The 16890-nt window shown below is 48.1% G+C and carries 13 protein-coding genes; 4 read left to right on the forward strand and 9 right to left on the reverse strand.

What is annotated here, in order from left to right; genetic code table 11:
- Positions 1-341: 341 nt before the first annotated feature.
- The 3 genes from hpsN to ACR6Z4_RS28730 form a co-directional block, all read right to left on the reverse strand.
- Positions 342-1385, reverse strand: coding sequence for a hormogonium polysaccharide biosynthesis glycosyltransferase HpsN (gene hpsN, locus ACR6Z4_RS28720; protein ID WP_479720778.1), 1044 nt, complete (start codon positions 1383-1385; stop codon positions 342-344).
- 192 nt (positions 1386-1577) lie between these two features.
- Positions 1578-3218 carry a hormogonium polysaccharide biosynthesis protein HpsL gene (gene hpsL / locus ACR6Z4_RS28725; RefSeq protein WP_479720779.1) on the reverse strand — a complete coding sequence of 547 codons (1641 nt, stop codon included), beginning with the start codon at positions 3216-3218 and terminating at the stop codon, positions 1578-1580.
- 263 nt (positions 3219-3481) lie between these two features.
- Complete coding sequence (locus ACR6Z4_RS28730) at positions 3482-3715, reverse strand: hypothetical protein (RefSeq protein ID WP_479720780.1); 234 nt, start codon at positions 3713-3715, stop codon at positions 3482-3484.
- Between ACR6Z4_RS28730 and ACR6Z4_RS28735 the strand changes: the two genes are divergently transcribed.
- Positions 3714-4523: a sugar phosphate nucleotidyltransferase gene (locus tag ACR6Z4_RS28735; RefSeq protein WP_479720781.1), complete on the forward strand. Its 810-nt coding sequence runs from the start codon at positions 3714-3716 to the stop codon at positions 4521-4523. The genes ACR6Z4_RS28730 and ACR6Z4_RS28735 overlap by 2 nt on opposite strands.
- On the opposite strand, the gene ACR6Z4_RS28740 is transcribed toward ACR6Z4_RS28735, so the two are convergent.
- From ACR6Z4_RS28740 to ACR6Z4_RS28750, 3 genes are all read right to left on the reverse strand, one after another.
- The gene (locus tag ACR6Z4_RS28740; protein WP_479720782.1) at positions 4479-4763 is read right to left on the reverse strand and encodes a hypothetical protein; all 285 of its coding nucleotides are present in this window, start codon (positions 4761-4763) and stop codon (positions 4479-4481) included. The two genes, ACR6Z4_RS28735 and ACR6Z4_RS28740, sit on opposite strands and share 45 nt — an antisense overlap.
- A gap of 219 nt (positions 4764-4982) precedes the next feature.
- The gene (locus tag ACR6Z4_RS28745; protein WP_479720783.1) at positions 4983-5792 is read right to left on the reverse strand and encodes a pantothenate kinase; all 810 of its coding nucleotides are present in this window, start codon (positions 5790-5792) and stop codon (positions 4983-4985) included.
- A gap of 118 nt (positions 5793-5910) precedes the next feature.
- Positions 5911-6435 carry an outer membrane beta-barrel protein gene (locus ACR6Z4_RS28750; protein WP_479720784.1) on the reverse strand — a complete coding sequence of 175 codons (525 nt, stop codon included), beginning with the start codon at positions 6433-6435 and terminating at the stop codon, positions 5911-5913.
- 1306 nt (positions 6436-7741) lie between these two features.
- Here ACR6Z4_RS28750 and era point away from each other — a divergent pair.
- Entirely contained in the window at positions 7742-8719 is a 978-nt protein-coding gene (gene era, locus ACR6Z4_RS28755; RefSeq protein WP_479720785.1) for a GTPase Era, read from the forward strand.
- Between the two features lie 143 nt (positions 8720-8862).
- On the opposite strand, the gene ACR6Z4_RS28760 is transcribed toward era, so the two are convergent.
- From ACR6Z4_RS28760 to ACR6Z4_RS28770, 3 genes are all read right to left on the reverse strand, one after another.
- The gene (locus ACR6Z4_RS28760; protein ID WP_479720786.1) at positions 8863-10074 is read right to left on the reverse strand and encodes an aspartate aminotransferase; all 1212 of its coding nucleotides are present in this window, start codon (positions 10072-10074) and stop codon (positions 8863-8865) included.
- Entirely contained in the window at positions 10071-11306 is a 1236-nt protein-coding gene (locus ACR6Z4_RS28765; RefSeq protein WP_479720787.1) for an iron-containing alcohol dehydrogenase, read from the reverse strand. The genes ACR6Z4_RS28760 and ACR6Z4_RS28765 overlap by 4 nt, the downstream gene beginning before the upstream one ends.
- A 261-nt stretch (positions 11307-11567) precedes the next feature.
- Positions 11568-13262 carry an ATP-binding protein gene (locus ACR6Z4_RS28770; RefSeq protein ID WP_479720788.1) on the reverse strand — a complete coding sequence of 565 codons (1695 nt, stop codon included), beginning with the start codon at positions 13260-13262 and terminating at the stop codon, positions 11568-11570.
- A 769-nt stretch (positions 13263-14031) separates the two neighbouring features.
- Between ACR6Z4_RS28770 and ACR6Z4_RS28775 the strand changes: the two genes are divergently transcribed.
- Together ACR6Z4_RS28775 and ACR6Z4_RS28780 are read left to right on the forward strand one after the other, a co-directional pair.
- A complete protein-coding gene (locus ACR6Z4_RS28775) occupies positions 14032-16182 on the forward strand; it encodes a sensor histidine kinase (protein ID WP_479720789.1) in 2151 nt (716 codons plus the stop codon).
- 29 nt (positions 16183-16211) lie between these two features.
- Positions 16212-16805 carry an SRPBCC family protein gene (locus tag ACR6Z4_RS28780; protein ID WP_479720790.1) on the forward strand — a complete coding sequence of 198 codons (594 nt, stop codon included), beginning with the start codon at positions 16212-16214 and terminating at the stop codon, positions 16803-16805.
- The last annotated feature ends 85 nt before the right edge of the window (positions 16806-16890 follow it).

Consider the following 16890-nt stretch of genomic DNA (forward strand, 5'->3'; position numbering starts at 1 on the left):
TAGAGGGTGGAGGAGATAGAGGGTGAGGGAGATGGTGGGTAGAAGGGATAAAGAGTGTGAGGGATGAAGGGTGGAGGAGATAGAGGGTAAGGGAGATGAAGGGTGGAGCATTAAGCGATTTCTAAAAAAGGGCATCCCTGCAAATTGTAGGGGAGAAGCATTCGAACCATGATGTTCGCCATTTATCAACAACTGTCTAACAAATGCTTCGCCCTTACAGGAGGTACCATCTTTTTCAGACATCTGTTTGCATCTGTGAACAGTTAGGAATGATGCATCTAGCAATTGGTCACGTTGTCCTGAGCCACGGATGAACGGGCTACCCGCAATTTGCTGTAGCTTTAATGCAATCCATCAGGTGACACGGTGGATGGGGAATTAGAGAGAGTAGATGGGGAAGCAGGGGAGGTGGTCAGGGGGTCTTGGCGGCTGTAGACTTGTCCATCATCCCAGAGTGCCTTGATCACGGTTTTGAGGGCACTGGCAAAACCGATCGTATAAAATACGCCACGAGTCAAAATTTTGATGGGGGAACCACTTTTGTGGCAGGGGGGACGTCCTAAAACATGGCAGTCAAACAATCGGGCAAACAGCCGCAATGCCTGAAGTGCTGTCAGGTTCTTCATTCCCAAAAAAAAGTGATTGTGGTAGAAGGTTGCCTGGTATTTGAGCGATCGCGTACTAATATCGTGACACCCGCCCGTTTCTTCACCTAAATGCACTAGGTGCGCTTCGGGGTCATACCAAATCTTTAAGCCCGTCTTACGGATATTCAGGCAAAAGTCAGATTCTTCTCGTACGGCACTTCCCCGAAATCGTTCATCAAAGTGCAATCCATACGTTTCAAACAGCTCCCGGCGAAACGACATATTGCAACCTCTGGCGGTCAACACCTGCTGCGGTTTGGTTGTATGCACCAGATCAATGTGGTACCAGGCAATGCCGGGATCCATTGCCTCAGGTGGAAGATAGTCAATTTCTAAATCGGGTGCGGCATCTGCCAATTTCATGCGGTCAAAGACTCGACCTGCCACAGCACCAATCTCAGGATGCCCCAGATAATTGCGGACATGGGCAGCAATATAGCCCTCTGGCAACACCACATCATCGTCGATGAAAATAATAATTTCGCCTTTGGCACGGCGCACGGCATAGTTTCTAGCACCAGGCAGGCTTGCCCACGCGACTTGAAACAAGCGGATGGCATGATCGCTCGCCAGCTTTTCTAAATATGCCTGGGTTTCTGGCTCGTGTTTTTGGGTCTGATCGACCACCAACACTTCATAGTTGGGGTAGTCCTGCTGGATCACATTTGCCAGGGTTGTCCGCAAAACGTCTTCACGCCCATAGGTAGGAACAATGATAGAAACGAAAGGTGTGTCCACAAGCCATTACTCCGAGCAGACTACTGAAATAGACGAATTAGGCTGAATACAACTCATTTTTAACTGCTTTTAAGGTAATCCTGCCACTTTTGAGAGCGATCGCACCCTCATCACAGGCTGGTTTAGAACCAAAATTAGACGGTTTGCAGATGGTACAGATTCAGATGCAACCAGGACTTCAGCGTATTCAATTTAACTGAAGCCCGTCTTCCGGAGTCGATTTTTCTTTGCCTTTTTAGGTGACACCTTCCCAGCCGCTTCTAAGGCGGCTAATTTTTCCTGTCGCTCAATATCGGGCAATCTCAAGATCACCCCCGCAAAAAACCAGTAGTAAACGGCAACGGGGTCAACATCGAGGGGATAGTAGTACGTGTTATAGCTGATAAATAAGACAAACACCCACAGCGATGCCCCAATGTTGCGCAAGGTGCTGTCGCGCAAGAGTCGGTAAGCTTTAAAAGTGACAAAGGTCAGCATGGTGACAAACACTAAAAATGCCAGCATGCCAAACAGACCGACTTCATACAATATCTTGGGATAGTACGTCTCAATCAACAGCGTTTCCCCCAGACCCCGTGCCGAGTTGGTTGCCCGACCTAAACCACTGCCCAATAGCCCAGCAGTAGAAGACATTGCCCACTTAAACTGCCCCATGATGAAATCGTAGGGGGGTGAGGCTTCCCAACGGCTTTGAAAGCTTTCGATGCGAGCCTGTAACTCTTGCGGGTTGCGTAACGCTGCAATTCCTAAGATCAGTGTTAGCCCTACGGCGGTCGGCAAAAATCGTTTCAGTTGAACAATTTGCCCCGTGAGAATTAGCAAGGCGACAAACGTCACCGGCACTAATGCCAGTGCAATTCTCTGTCCAGAGAGAACAGACATAACAAAGACAGCAGCCAGCGCACTCAAACTTAAGGCTCGCCAGAGAGGCTTGGGGTCATTAAACGCGGGTCCAAAGGCTAAAAATGCACTAGAGATCAAAAACCAACCCCATTGCCAGGGGGCTACAAATGTTCCGGGGAGACGAATCTGCCCATGTTCTGGACTGTAAAGCAGGGAGCCACCGACAAAACATCGGGCGTTCAACGATGCTTTAAAAATGTCGTCTCCCTGGGCAAACCGGGTGCCTGCACATTTGCCTGTCTTAAGGGAGAGATATTGGATGAATGCCAATCCACAGCAGATCAGGATTAAGACAACGGTCATGCGCATCAAAAACAACAAGTCTTTGCGATCGCGCAACAGGTAATACGAGCAGACGATTAGCGGCACATATCCCAAAAAGACCTTTAGCCCCAAAATGCCCATTGCCAGAGGCTGACCATTATGACCGGATGCCAGCTGTTGCGCTCCATTGACAAAAAGCAACGTCAGCATGCAAAAGGTCAGGAGGATGCCTAACGGAGCCACTAATTGTTTGGAAACGAAAATAGGAAGTTTTTCGCGGCGGCAATATTGAATTACCCCAAACAGAGCCGGAATAAAAAACCCATCTTTGGCTAATTGAAGCAGCGGACTGTTGCCAATGGCATACGTAATCGTGCCACCAAACGGCAAATAAATCAGAAATGCCCACAAAGCATGACGAGGATACTTAAACGAGAGTGCCGTATATAGAATGCCGACTCCTCCCCCAACTCCCACTTTGGGATCAACCGCAATGCCTAACACCGCTCCAACAATGGCAGAGAAGAAGACGGTGAAAATTGTGAAGTTGATGATTTCTTTGCGGAGGCGATCGGCTTTACGTTTCTGTGCCATCCGCTCTTTTAACGATAGAGTCGGAGTCTCATTATTCTCTTTTGAGACTGATCTCCGCTTAGTTTTTACCATGAGGTTTTAGCAAGCCGAACATCAGTAGTCAGTAATATGTTAATCAATGTATCCGCAATCTCACGAGTCAAACAGCGCTTCTTCACCTGTTCTTTGAACTCATTCATCCATTTCCCAAGTTTTATAGCGTTATGGCTCTACGCGATCCAGTTAAGACATTAGGGGGGTGGGGGCGGTGCCCCCACGCAGGGGTTTCACCCTTGCACCCCGTCCTAACTCTGATGCGTACCGTCATACATACCCAGAAGCAAAATGGTCAGGTGTTAACGAACGCCGGGTTTTAACCCATCACCTGCCCCAAGGTTCACATAAAGCGATCCCCATTGCAGCAGCAGTTTTCCTGGAATGATGACTGTCGATTTCAGGAATTGTTTTGCATGAGAAACCCAGGGTTTCCCATGCAAAACAATTCCTGGATCAGCTCTCCAATAAAATGTCTTTAGATGATTCAAATGTTCTGGGAACCGTCGGGACGAAAATTTGCTGCTTTTGCCCATGAATACTCCATTTCCTTTACGTGACGTCATTGGTTTGTTGCCTGCCGCAGGTCAAGCCAGTCGCCTTGCTCCAATACCGATGAGTAAAGAGCTTTACCCGATCGGCTTTGATGCCAAGGGGGTAGATGGCAGCTTAAAACCTAAGGTGGTTTGCCACTACCTGCTTGAAAAAATGCGTTTAGCTGGAATTGCTAAAGCCTTTGTTGTGCTGCGTCCAGGGAAATGGGATATTCCGGCGTACCTGGGGGATGGTTCGATGGTGGATATGCACATAGGTTATCTGACCGTGCATGTGCCGTTTGGAGTTCCTTACACGCTCAATCAGGCTTACCCATTTATTAAAGAGGCGATCGTTGCACTGGGCTTTCCGGATATTTTGTTCCAGCCTGAAGATGCCTTTGTTCGCTTGCTGGCGCATCAATCTAACAGTGCAGCCGAGGTTGTCCTGGGTTTATTTCCTACGACAAATTATCGCAAAGTAGGAATGGTGGATGTTGATCAGCACGGGGGTGTCCATCAGATTATCGAGAAACCGCAGGAGACTGAACTTCAATATATGTGGGCGATCGCAGTTTGGACTCCGGCGTTTACTGATTTCATGCATCAGTATCTAACAGTCGATCGAACTGGAGGACACCCTTCTATTGCTGACAAGGAATTACCCATAGGAGATGTGATTCAGGCGGCGATTGATCGGGGAATGCGCGTAGAAGCAGAGATTTTTCCAGACGGGAGTTATATCGATGTGGGTACCCCAGAAGACTTAATCAAGGCTGTGCGACAGTTCACAGTGCCGTTCGACACTTGAATCAGCGGCTTGTAGATTAACCCAAACTTGATAGCGTCTGGAGGATGCCGTAATGACGGTGTAGCGACCATCCCGAGAAAACTTACAAGCTAGCAAATAAGCGCTGGGTCTATCGTCCACGCTAAAGTTTTCGATCAACTGATACAGCTTATTTTGATGACTCATCCCCTCATACAGTCTGCCATCGTTATAGAAAAAAAAGCGACGTACAACCCGTTCTTGAACGAGAATTGGTAGCATGAGTACTCCCTGATAGTTGATGCCGGATATCCCCGATACCGCCGTGCGTACCGCAGTACGCAACCCATCCTAGTCTTTTAAACGTTTATACAGGCAAGATACATCCGTAGATCTCAGTAAGAGTGAGTAATTAAACGATCAGTTGTCCGAATCTTTAAGGATGCTCAACGTAAATTTTTAATCACTGTTCATACGGACTGATCAGTATTACTCCCGAAATTACTCCCAAAATAGCCGTTTGATCATAGGCATTCCCATAAATACCAGGGCGGGTTCTACATACATACGGTCACCCAAAGAGGGGCAAATAAGTTTTATCTGCTCAGACAAAAACAGGCGATCGCCACCTGTAAAAATAATGGCACTATCGGGAAAGTCATGCTGCCACTGTTGAATAAAATCTTTTAGCCCTGCTAAGAGGCTATAAATTACGCCACTACGGATGGCATCGGGTGTGTTTGTCGCCCATCGTTCAGGTAAATCCATATCATCTGTCAGCCCCACGTAGGGGAGAGCAGCTGTGTCGTGAGAGAGCGATCGCAACTGTAATCCCAGTCCCGGCAAAATTGCGCCACCGATTAAGTGGTGCCCCCTATCAGCACCCGTCAGCGTCAGGGCAGTACCGGCATCAATGACCAAAACGGGGAACCCCCATTGTTGACCGGCTCCCAGGAGCGTTAAGGCGCGATCGATTCCCAATGTGGCGTAGAGATGTTTAAGGGGAATGTGATCGAGCGTAATGATATGCATAGGGCAATGCTTTTGCCAGTGTTGTGTTTGGTCAGGCACAACAGAAGCAAACCAAAGCGGTGCCGTTGGGGCAATGGACAAGGGCACAGGCAAAGAAATATGAGGCGTAAAGTCAAACTGGTTAGCAACTAAGGTGGCGATCGCCTGTTCTAATAAATGAGGTAAATCCCAAGTTGCCTGTAACTCTTCGCCTAAAAAGTAAGCCCAATGGAGCCGTGAGTTGCCTACGACTAACGCTAACCAGGCTTCTTTATCCGGTTTAACCAAATCTGTAACCACCGCTGAGGCAACCCCAAGAAATTGCTTGAATTATATCTCCAAACGCTAAGCGCTGTGCCCGAATCGGGCACAGCGCTTAGACTTCAGGTTTTACTCTAAGGCAGAGGACTCAAATGCATTAGAACCGATAGCCAGCACCGAGTTGTAAACTGACGGCAGCGTCATTGCTATCTTGATAAGCATCCAAACCGACTTTGGCGTCGCCGTAGACCACGACATTACGTGCCACTTCAGCTTCTACGCCCGTTGTCAACACAAATGCGTCATCGTCTCCCAGCAGACTATTACCGTTATCGGTTACGAAAGAATAGCCTGCTCCCAGATAAATGTTGGCATTGTTGGTGATGGGAACGTCGTAGGAAACAGTAGGAATAATTGCGGCACTGTCACCGCCAATCAGCACAGAGCCTCTAACCGAAACAGGTGCGTCGGGAACATCTAGACGACCCTGAACGTTTCCACCCACGGTGCCGCCATCGCCCTCGCCACCGTCAGTTACACCTACCGAAACCCCTCCTCCCAGGTAGCTACCATCTAAGCCAGCAGGTTGTGCGGAGGCTGCATTTGCTGATAGAAACAGTGGCGCGATAATCAGTGCAGAAAACGCAGAAAAAGTTGTGACTTTCTTCAGAAAAAGTTTCATCGTATCATCCCTCACTAAGTAAATGGATTGGGAGTATGGTCGAGATTTAAGTGTTTCGATTGGTAATAAATCTCGGATTCAAACATCCCTTTCCCTTGAAACGGTTTAGAAAAACCAAGGAGCTAACAGGCTTAATTTGGGTGTAATCGCTAGCTCGTTTGTTCAATCTTTTTACACTGTAATCGATGGGTTTATCCAGTTGGGAAGAGAAGTAGACAGATTAAATTCTGGCTGATATCTCAGTAATTTCTATATTTAAGATTTAAGGTCTATCCACTCAGAGTTTTTCAATATTATTATTAGGATTTATGCCTTTTGGATAGAGCAATATACCTCTTCTCATTCCCTTTTAGATAAGGTTTTATGCTAGCGCAATAGTTTCCCTATCCTATAGCGATCCTAAATCAGTTGTAAAAGCGCCCGCCCTTCGGGCGGGCGCTTTTACAACTGATCAGTTTCACGAATCAAATGGGATGTCTATAGATGCTTTCAATAGCACCTTACACAAAAGAAGTTATCGACGGCATCTTAGAAAACCTGCCAGAATCCAGACCCTGTTAAGCCTATGACTTTGTCTTCAGGACAATCTCGATAGGTCACTCGGCGTCGTTAAACCCCAGTCCAAAAGCATTTGTCCTCTGTGGCGCGATTAGCACAGAAGTCTAAGACGTTATATTTAAAGTGACTTTAAAGTGACAGCCTACCCACTCTATTTTCGCTCCTATTCTAATCGCGGTTAGACCAATTAACGAGCGGAAATGTTCACTTCAAAATCTGTCATATAAACTTGGCTATCAAGCTATTTCTCGTTCAAATCCTTGCTTTTAATTCACGTTATAAACTCATACCAGTACTGAGTTTATGAAAAGGCGATCGCAACGTTTAACAACGTAAAAATTATCGATCAACACCGAATCTTTAGACATATCTCTCACATGTGGTTTCAAAAACAGTACACAAGAGACATAATCTGTTTTTAAATGCTATAGCAATCCTATTTGATCTGTGAAAATGATTCGGTGTGAAAGCGCCCGCCCTTCGGGCGGGCGCTTTCACACCGGATTTAGGATCGCTATATATGCGCCTGAAGATACTTTAGAAAAATGAGGCTTGAATTCACAATAAAGGTGTTCGATTAGATGCCATGCAGGGTGAAAATTTGACAAAAATCAACGATAGTTCAGACGACTGAAGCGCGATCGCCTTTGCAGTTTTGTAAGGATACGCTCTGCCCAGCCCAACAAAATGACATAATCCAAGGATTAACGATCTTTAACCTGAGCCTCAATCCTTGATCCTACCCCCTATGCAAGATAGTTTGCAGCAGTTACCCAACCATGACCCCCCATCAGTCTCAGCGCTGGTAACGGGGGATATTATTCCTGCTGCGCCACCAGGGTTTAGATCCGGATTCATCGGCATTATCGGACGCCCCAATGTCGGCAAGTCTACGTTGATGAACCAGTTGGTTGGGCAAAAGATTGCCATTACCTCTCCGATCGCACAAACGACGCGCAATCGGTTACAGGGCATTTTGACCACGCCTCAGGCGCAGTTCATTTTTGTCGATACACCGGGTATCCACAAACCCCATCATCAACTGGGCAAAGTCTTGGTGAAAAATGCGCGATCCGCTATTCAATCGGTTGATGTCGTCGTATTCGTGACCGATGGCGCAACCGTAGCAGGCGGGGGCGATCGCTTTGTGGCAGAATTGCTCAAACAGACGTCTACACCCGTCATCTTGGGCATTAACAAAATTGACCAACAGGCTGCCGATGCAGAGCAGATTGATCAAACCTATATGGATCTGGCACAACCTCAGGGTTGGACAGTGATGAGATTTTCTGCCCTCACCGGAGAAGGGTTAGAACCACTCAAACAAGCATTAACCGATCGCCTTGCAGCAGGACCTTATTACTATCCTCCGGATTTGGTCACGGATCAGCCCGAACGATTCATCATGGGCGAGTTAATTCGAGAGCAGATTTTAACCCTAACCCGTGAAGAAGTCCCCCATTCTGTGGCGATCGCCATCGAACGGGTGGATGAAGAACCCGATATCACCCGCATCCTTGCTACCATCCATGTCGAACGCCCATCACAAAAAGGCATCTTGATTGGGAAATCGGGCAAAATGCTAAAGGCGATCGGCACGGCTGCCCGTCAACAAATCCAAAAACTAGTCATGGGCAAAGTCTATTTAGAATTGTTTGTCAAAGTCCAGCCGAAGTGGCGACAATCCCGTTCTCTTCTGGCAGAGTTTGGCTATCGCGAAGAATGAATTTTGCCCGATGGAGCGTGGGGGCATCGCCCCCACGCTCCATCGGGCACAACGGTTGATGGCGTCTACAAATAATGGAAGCTCTCGCGGCGCGAGAGCTTCCATCACTCGTTTAAGTTTGATTCCGTACGTAGCGCTGACCCCTATTCTGATTGCGCCATCACGACTTCTGATTGAAAGCGGATTCCGGCTCGTTTCAGTCGATTCAATGCTTCTTGCAGGCGATCGCACTCCGCAATTAAGCTGATCCGCACATAGCCCTCACCACCGATACCAAAGGCATTACCGGGGGTAACCACGACTCCTGTTTTCTGTAATACCGAGAGGGCAAAGTCTGTAGAACTACTACCGGGAGGGCAAGGCACCCATAAATACATGGTGGCTTTAGTTTTGGGTACATCCCAACCCAGTTCTGCCAGCCCTTCAATCAAAAAATCACGGCGAGTGCGATAGCGGGCTTGGACTTCATGGAGATAAACATCAGGCAATTGCAACGCCGTTTCGGCTGCCGTTTGTAGAGCTGCAAAAATGCCGTAATCCAGATTGGTCTTCAGCGTCCGTAATCCTTGAATAATGTGGCGATTGCCCACGACAAACCCAACCCGCCAGCCTGCCATGTTATAGGTTTTAGAAAGGGTATGAAACTCAACCCCAATCTCTTTAGCTCCGGGAATTTCTAGCAAACTTGTAGGGGTATAGCCGTCAAAGGCAAGTTCGGCATAGCACAGGTCATGCACTAAAAGAATCTCGTATTTGCGGGCAAAGGCAACAATATCTTCAAAAAATTCGCGGGGAGCCGTTGCCGCTGTCGGGTTGCTGGGATAGTTGAAGTACAGCATCTTGGCCCGTTCGGCGATCGCATCGGGAATCGCTGCCAGATCAATCAGCCAATCGTTTTCAGGTTTTAAGACCAGTTGATGGATCGTTCCGCCAGCAATCAAGGGTCCCCGAAAATGGGCTGGATAGGCAGGACTGGGCACTAAAACCAGGTCACCCGGATTGATATAGGCGATCGCCAGATGTGCCAATCCTTCTTTAGAACCCAACAACGGCAGAGCTTCGCCATCGGGGTCAAGTTCGACGTCATAACGACGGTGGTACCAGGCTGTAATCGCTCGTCGGAAACTTGCCGTCCCTTCAAAGGGCGGATACCCATGGTTGGCAGGATTCTGTAAAGCGGCGATCGCGGCTTCTACCACAGGTTGAGGGGTTGCCCCATCCGGATTGCCCATGCCCAGATCAATCAAGTCCAAACCCTGCTCACGCGCATTCGCTTTGAGTTCATCCAAACGGGCAAACACATAGGGAGGTAAAGCTTTGAGGCGGTCTGCGGGTGTAATCCAATCTAAATTCATGCCTGTACCTCGTTAGCAGGATAAAACAGGGAAGACGACGATCGTTGTCCTTCCTGGAACAGAGAATGAGCCGACTCTGCCTCTAAAGCACGCGATGCTTGGCAAGGGGCGGTAGTAGAAACCATGGCTGCCATCAGTTGAGTAGGGGTCACGTCAAACGGTAAGTGGTGAATATCAGACTTAGGGTTGCAAGCCACTTCCGATGCCGTTTGTAGCTCTGCCAGGGTAATTTGGCTCAGCCCTAAGTCATCTAGACTTCTGGGTAACCCAATATCTCCGTAGAACTTGAGCAACTGTTGGCGAGCCGTCATTGCCAACAAATTTCCCTGGATCATTTCTTCTAACCGCAGCTGCACCAAAATACCGTAAGCTACCTTCTCGCCATGCAAAGTGTCGTGACTTTGCAACAAGTGCGTCAGCCCGTTGTGAACCGCATGAGCCGCAACCGTTCGACATTGCGCACCCCCCATACCGCCAATCACCCCTGCCAGCAAGATGTTGGCGTCCACCACATCGCGCCACGCTTCACTATCGGCAGACTGGAGAGCGGCGATAGATTTTTGGAACAGAATATCTCGCAAAATACGCGCTTGTTGCACCGCCGCAATAATCAAGGTTCGATCGGAATGACCACTGCTGACTGAGGCTTCATACCATTTGGCGATCGCATCGCCAATCCCTGCAACCAGCGTCCGTCGAGGAGCCGTGCGAATCACGTCATAATCTACAATCAGCAACTCTGGACACCGGGGCAATGGCACATCGTAGAGAAATGCACCTTGCTCAGAATAAATATTAGATAACGCCGTCCAAGCGGCACAGGTTGCCGCTGACGTTGGCACAGTCACAATCGGCAACTGGGTTTGATAAGACAGTAACTTGGCTGCATCCAACGCCTTGCCACCACCCACCCCAATAATGACATCTGCCTGATGGGCAACCACCGCTTGGCGCAACCCTTCGAGACCCGCTTCGCTACAGTCGGCACCGTAGGATGCCTGGCACAGGTTAAGGGCAGGATGATTGAGAATCGGCTGAAAAAACGGCTGAATCAGGTCTAATGTGCGATCACCTCCGACAATTAAAGGACGCTCACCCAAACGAGCGATCGCGTGGCCTGCCTGACCCAAAACTGTTGACCCTCGAACCACCTGGGCAGGGGCGATGGCTGAGAATAAAAAATTGGAGGTTGTTGCTGTATCAGTTGGTAAGATTGGCGCTAGATAGGTCATAGCTTGGTAACGAATGGCGATCGCTAAACGAGAAACCCAAATCTATACACTCGGTGAAGTAAAGATAACTTTACTACACTCAGTTCGCAGAGAAGGGAATTTTCAAAGAATTTAGTTATCTCCAGGTTAACAAGAGGTGGCAGGGGTTAGAACACCAGGACATTTTTGAGCTTGGAAAGGAGCCTGGGTGTGGTGTAGGCAAAGCCTACACCACACCCAGGCGCAAGTCCTAAAACTTAAACCGTTTATCCTTCACCCGTTCTAATCAATACTGACTCCCCGAAAGGTTTTGGGTTGCGATCGACTGACAAGGGGTGCCTCTTCAATTTTTCGTGCCTGCACTTGATGAGCCTGGAAGTGACTCTGCCACATCGCCGGTGCATCCAGCGTTTCACCGCCATGCTTGGTTTTGCGCGATCGCACCTGGCACAGAACCGGAGTATTGACGCAGGCTCCAGAAATAATGACTTGCCCTTTAGTCAAAGCCGGTAATTCTTTTAACAAATCGCGCCCAGCCGCTTCGACACCATACTTCAAGCTGTCCTGGTCAACTGGATTGACAATTCGCATAATGAACTGACTCATGCATTGGGATAGCACGTCAGAGTCCAGTTTTCCGGGACGTTGTGTAATCAGTCCCACTCCCAAGCCAAACTTCCGTCCTTCACTTAAAATCGTCCGCAAAATCATCTTGCAACGCGAGGGTTCGTGGGCAGGGGCAAAGCGATGCGCTTCTTCTAGCAAAATAAAAATTGGGTAGGGGAGATAATTTTCATCATCTGCCTCAATGTTTCCCTTCTGGGTATTCATCCGGGCTTGGTTTGCCTGCCGCAAAATAGCTGCACAGATCACTTGCTGCTCTTCCTGGCTAATCTCATTCATTTGCAAAACCGTTACTTGTCCCGGTTCAAACAAACTCTTGGGCGAAAGATGCTCAAAGGCATGAAAATAGGGCGATCGCTCCAATTTTGCCAATTTCCATTCCAGCGCCGGTGCCGAAGACCCTACCTTAAGATTGCCTTCCTCATCTTCCGCCGAGTCTGCCTCATAGACAGCTGCAATCAGATCTTGAATGCCCCAGCGATAATCGCCGCGTTTATGTTTTCTCAGGAGCGTATAGGCTTTATCGAGAATTGCTTGCTGGCGATCGCTCATCCCCGGCAACAGCGAGACAATGTCGTAATAATCCAACGACGAAACCCGAATCCGCACGTCATCTGGACTCAAGACATTGACTTTGGGCGCATAGCCATCCGCAGAGACAAAGGCACTATGACCCCGCATATCTGCCAGGGTACTGTATTCACCATGCGGATCAAAAATTAAAACTGCCGCTCGATTATACGGAGCCAGCAACTCTTCTACCAACACTCCGGCAGTGTAAGACTTCCCAGACCCCGTCCCCGCCAAAATTGCCATATGCGTGCTGACCAATTCTTTGACATCCAGCACAATCGGTACAGCTGCTTGCTCTCTCAATAATAAAGATCCGATATAGGCAGACCCAACGTCTTCGGGTTGCTTCTTATTCAAAATCTGTTGCAACCCTGCATCGCTTGCCAGATAAACCTTAGCACCAGGATCAGGTGTTTTCCGGGGGTTCATGAACCCCAGAGTTGGGTGAAAATAACCAATGACATCGACTGTAATCTCGTAAATTTCTGGATTGGGATGGGCAAAGCCAACCAAAGCCGCGATCGCTTCTGGACTAATTTCAGTATCTGCAAAAATCCGATCCGGCAAATGATCGATTAAACATCGTGCAGAAATCTTTCCCAAAATTTGTAACAGCGTTGTCTGCCCCTGCTCCGATGCCACTTCGTAATACACAAACTCGCCAATCTTAACGTGACGATTGTCAGCCGTAATAAACACATATTGATTGCCATTTTCGCCCGGTCCCTTTACCGTGCCGATCGCATGAGCCGAAGCTAAAGAAATGTGGGCTGAAATCATAGGTCACAAGTTTTACATGAAGAAGAGTTCAGAAGCTGTGCCCTTACCACTGGTATTAACACTGTCTGTAACCAGGATGACTGAAAGAGTACCCAAGGCTAATCGTAGGGAAATCACGGTTACTTCCAGCACCAGAGAACGTGTAATTTAAAGCAAATTGAGCTGTATTCCTGATCACCAAGGTCATTCAGCGTATCGAACAAAACTTGATGCTCTGTTACCGTCCTTGAATCAGCGACCTGACCAGACAACCCCTTGAGAACCAGGAAACTGTAGTTCATCCAAACTATCATAGTCGTTCTATCTACTGGTAGAAGTGATTGTGAGTCCGACAGGGTTTAATTAGAAAAGTCAAATTACCCATCACTCCCATCTCGGTTCAAGTTTCGTGTGTTCCCCGCCCTAACGTAGTCCGGCTGTGTGGCTTATCTCCAACTCTGATTTCTCCCATTTTTAATAATTTCTCTAGACAGTAAATCCCTTGCGAATTAGATGTTTGGCTTACAACAAACGGTGGTTTAGCCACAGCTTGTCACCAACCACCCGATCCAAGCAACAAGAGATCTACGAATGGTGCAAACACTAATTTTTGCAGCATAGCGGTTGGGGGCACAGCCCCCACGCAGGGGTTTCACCTCTGCACCCCGTTGTAAGACTTTTAATTGGGTCTACTAGTCTAGAAGCCATTGAATACTTGATTGGTAAATGATTCAGCTTTTTAGATAAAGCTGATGGATTGGTCAAGTTCAATATTTTCTGGGTGCTAATCATGGATTTTCAAGAACAACTCGGGTTGGCAAGCGTTGCCGACCCAGAAACCTCCAGCGACTTGGTTGAACTGTTGATGACTCAGGATTCTTCCCCTACTACACAACTCCAACTCACCCTGGAGGTTGCTCTGGCACAACAAACTTCATTAGAAGCAAAGCATCGGCTTGAGCAAGAGGTGACTCAAACTATTTTGGCTAGTCAAAATGCTCAATCCGCATTAATCAAGATTGCTAATCTGCTGGGTCAATCCTTTGTGGCAGACTCTTGTTTACTAGGTGTCGAAGATTACGATCAAGCCATTCTTAAATTAACGAGCTGGCACTCAGACCAAGGTAAACCGGATCTACGGCAAGAGCAATCACTCTTAAATATTTTGCAGCGGCCTGAGTTAAAGCAGCAACTAGACCATTCAAATCTGCTCAACATTTCCGATTTCGGGTCAATTTACCCAAAATCTGGCGCACTGAAAAAGAGGTCACAGTCTAAAACGTCCTCACCCGACTCCGCCGAACCTGATGCCCTGAAGCTTAAATCTATCCTCGTCATCAGAATTCCTTTTCAGCAACAGAGCAACCGGGTCATCGTTTTAGTGCGATCGCAACCTCATCAATGGAAGGAGTCAGAGGTGCAGCTACTAAAAGACTTATCTAACCAAGTTGCTATTGTTATTTCTCAAGCACAGCTAGAACGCCAGGTGCATCGGCAAATTCTCTACCAAAACCTGGTTGACCAACTCACGAGTGCCATTCGCAACTCATGGGATTTGGGGCAGATTTTTCAACTGGCGGTTGAGGGCATCGCCCTGACATTAAATCTCAGTTATGGTGCGTTGTTAACGTTTAAGTATCTCAATCCGCTCCAGAAACATCACTCTCTAGAGTCGATGTCTGAGACAAAAGTGAAAGTTGAATACGAGTTTGCGTTAGACGCTGACATCAGACCCACCACTGAAACCGAATGGGCGATCGCCGACCATTCAGCGAAAACCTTATCTCAACCAAGTTTTCAACTATCCGACTGTGTTCTACTTCAGCAGGTTCTTGCCCAAAAGACAGAACCGATTGCGATCGCCACTTTCAACGCGCCTAACACTGTCGCTCCGTCGTCCAACCCCAATCGCATTGCACCCATTTTCAATCCCGATGCGATGCCAGCCTTGCTGCTGATGCCCATCGAAAATCAGGGAACCGTGATGGGTTGCCTCGTGTTTCAACATCATCAGTCCTACGTTTGGCAAGCCGAAGAATTAGCCTTTGTTAAACTGGTCGCGGCTCAACTCAGCACAGCCATCATTCAAACCCGTACACTGCGCCAAGTGCAAGCATTGGTTGAAGAACGAACTGCCCAACTACAACGCAGTTTAGAGGTTCAAGCCAGATTGTATGAAAAAACACGGCAACAAGTTGAACAACTGCAAAGTTTAACCAAACGGCAAGACGAATTTCTCAGTACGGTGAGCCATGAGCTGCTGACACCCTTAACCAGCATGACCCTGGCTATTCGGATGTTACGTCAGGCAGATATGTCACCCGAACGTCGGGCTAAATATCTCGATATTCTGGAGCAGCAATGTGCCCAAGAGTCCAACCTGATCAATGATTTGCTGGCTCTCCAAAAGCTGGAATCTGGAAATGCCCTGACGCAGTGGCAAGCAGTGGATATTCGCTACGCGATCCGCGATTTAGCGCAGTCGTTTGAAGATCGGTGGACAGAAAAAGGGCTAACCCTGGCGCTTGATTTGCCCAGTCGCCCGGTCAATCTTCAAACCGATCTGGATAGTCTTAACCGAATTTTGATGGAATTGCTAACGAATGCGGGTAAATACGCAGACCGAGCAACAACAATCCGGTTAAGCTTGACGCAAGAGCTGAATCAAAAAGATAACCCAGTCATTTTGTCAGTCTGTAACCTGGGCAGTGGCATCACCCCCGAAGAAATGCCTCGAATTTTCGAAAAATTTAGCCGAGGTGAGGGTGTAACGCAGCGAGCAGTAGCAGGTACCGGATTAGGCCTGGCATTAGTCAGGGGCTTGGTAGAACATTTAAGTGGCACGATCACTGCCTCCAGCCACGCACTCGAATGCAACTCTGCCTGGGAAACTTGTTTTACCGTAACGCTACCGCAGTCTCCTCAGCTCTCTCTTCACTAAAGACGCCATCAACTTGTAATCTTGATGATATGAATCTTGAAGCTGACGATTACGAACGCGATTTAGAAGCAGATCTGTCCGATGCAGATCTATCCATCAATGCAGGTCTATCAGGTATAGACGTTAAGACAGACTGGGCAGAAGGGCGACAGCGGCAGATTTCTGCCCGCATCCAAATTCCATGCCCTGTAGATCAGGTATGGCAAGTTCTGACAGATTACGATCACCTGGCTGATTTTATTCCCAACCTATCTAAGAGTTGTCAAATCTCGCACCCGGACGGAGGGATTCGACTTGAACAAGTTGGGGCACAGACTTTTTTGAAACTAAAGTTCTGTGCGCGTGTTGTGCTGGATATGGTAGAACAGTTTCCAACGCGCCTGGACTTCTGCATGGTTGAGGGTGATTTTAAGAAATTTGATGGCAGCTGGCAGTTGCAACCCCTCGTTTTGGGCGATCGCGTGGCTACAGAGCTGTGTTATACCGTTCGAGTTTTACCCCCCCGAACTATGCCCATCGGTTTGATTGAGCGACGCTTGCAACAAAATTTGGTGGTCAATCTACAAGCGATCTGCAAACGCGCCGAAACATTATTCAGTTCAGCATCGGCGACGGCATCCTAAAACAATAATCCTATTTGGGGTGGTTGGGCTGAACCTAACCACCCCAAATAGGATCAGGGTAAAGGATTGGGACACAGCAGAATTA

This window comes from Calyptranema fuscum S582, assembly GCF_055793305.1.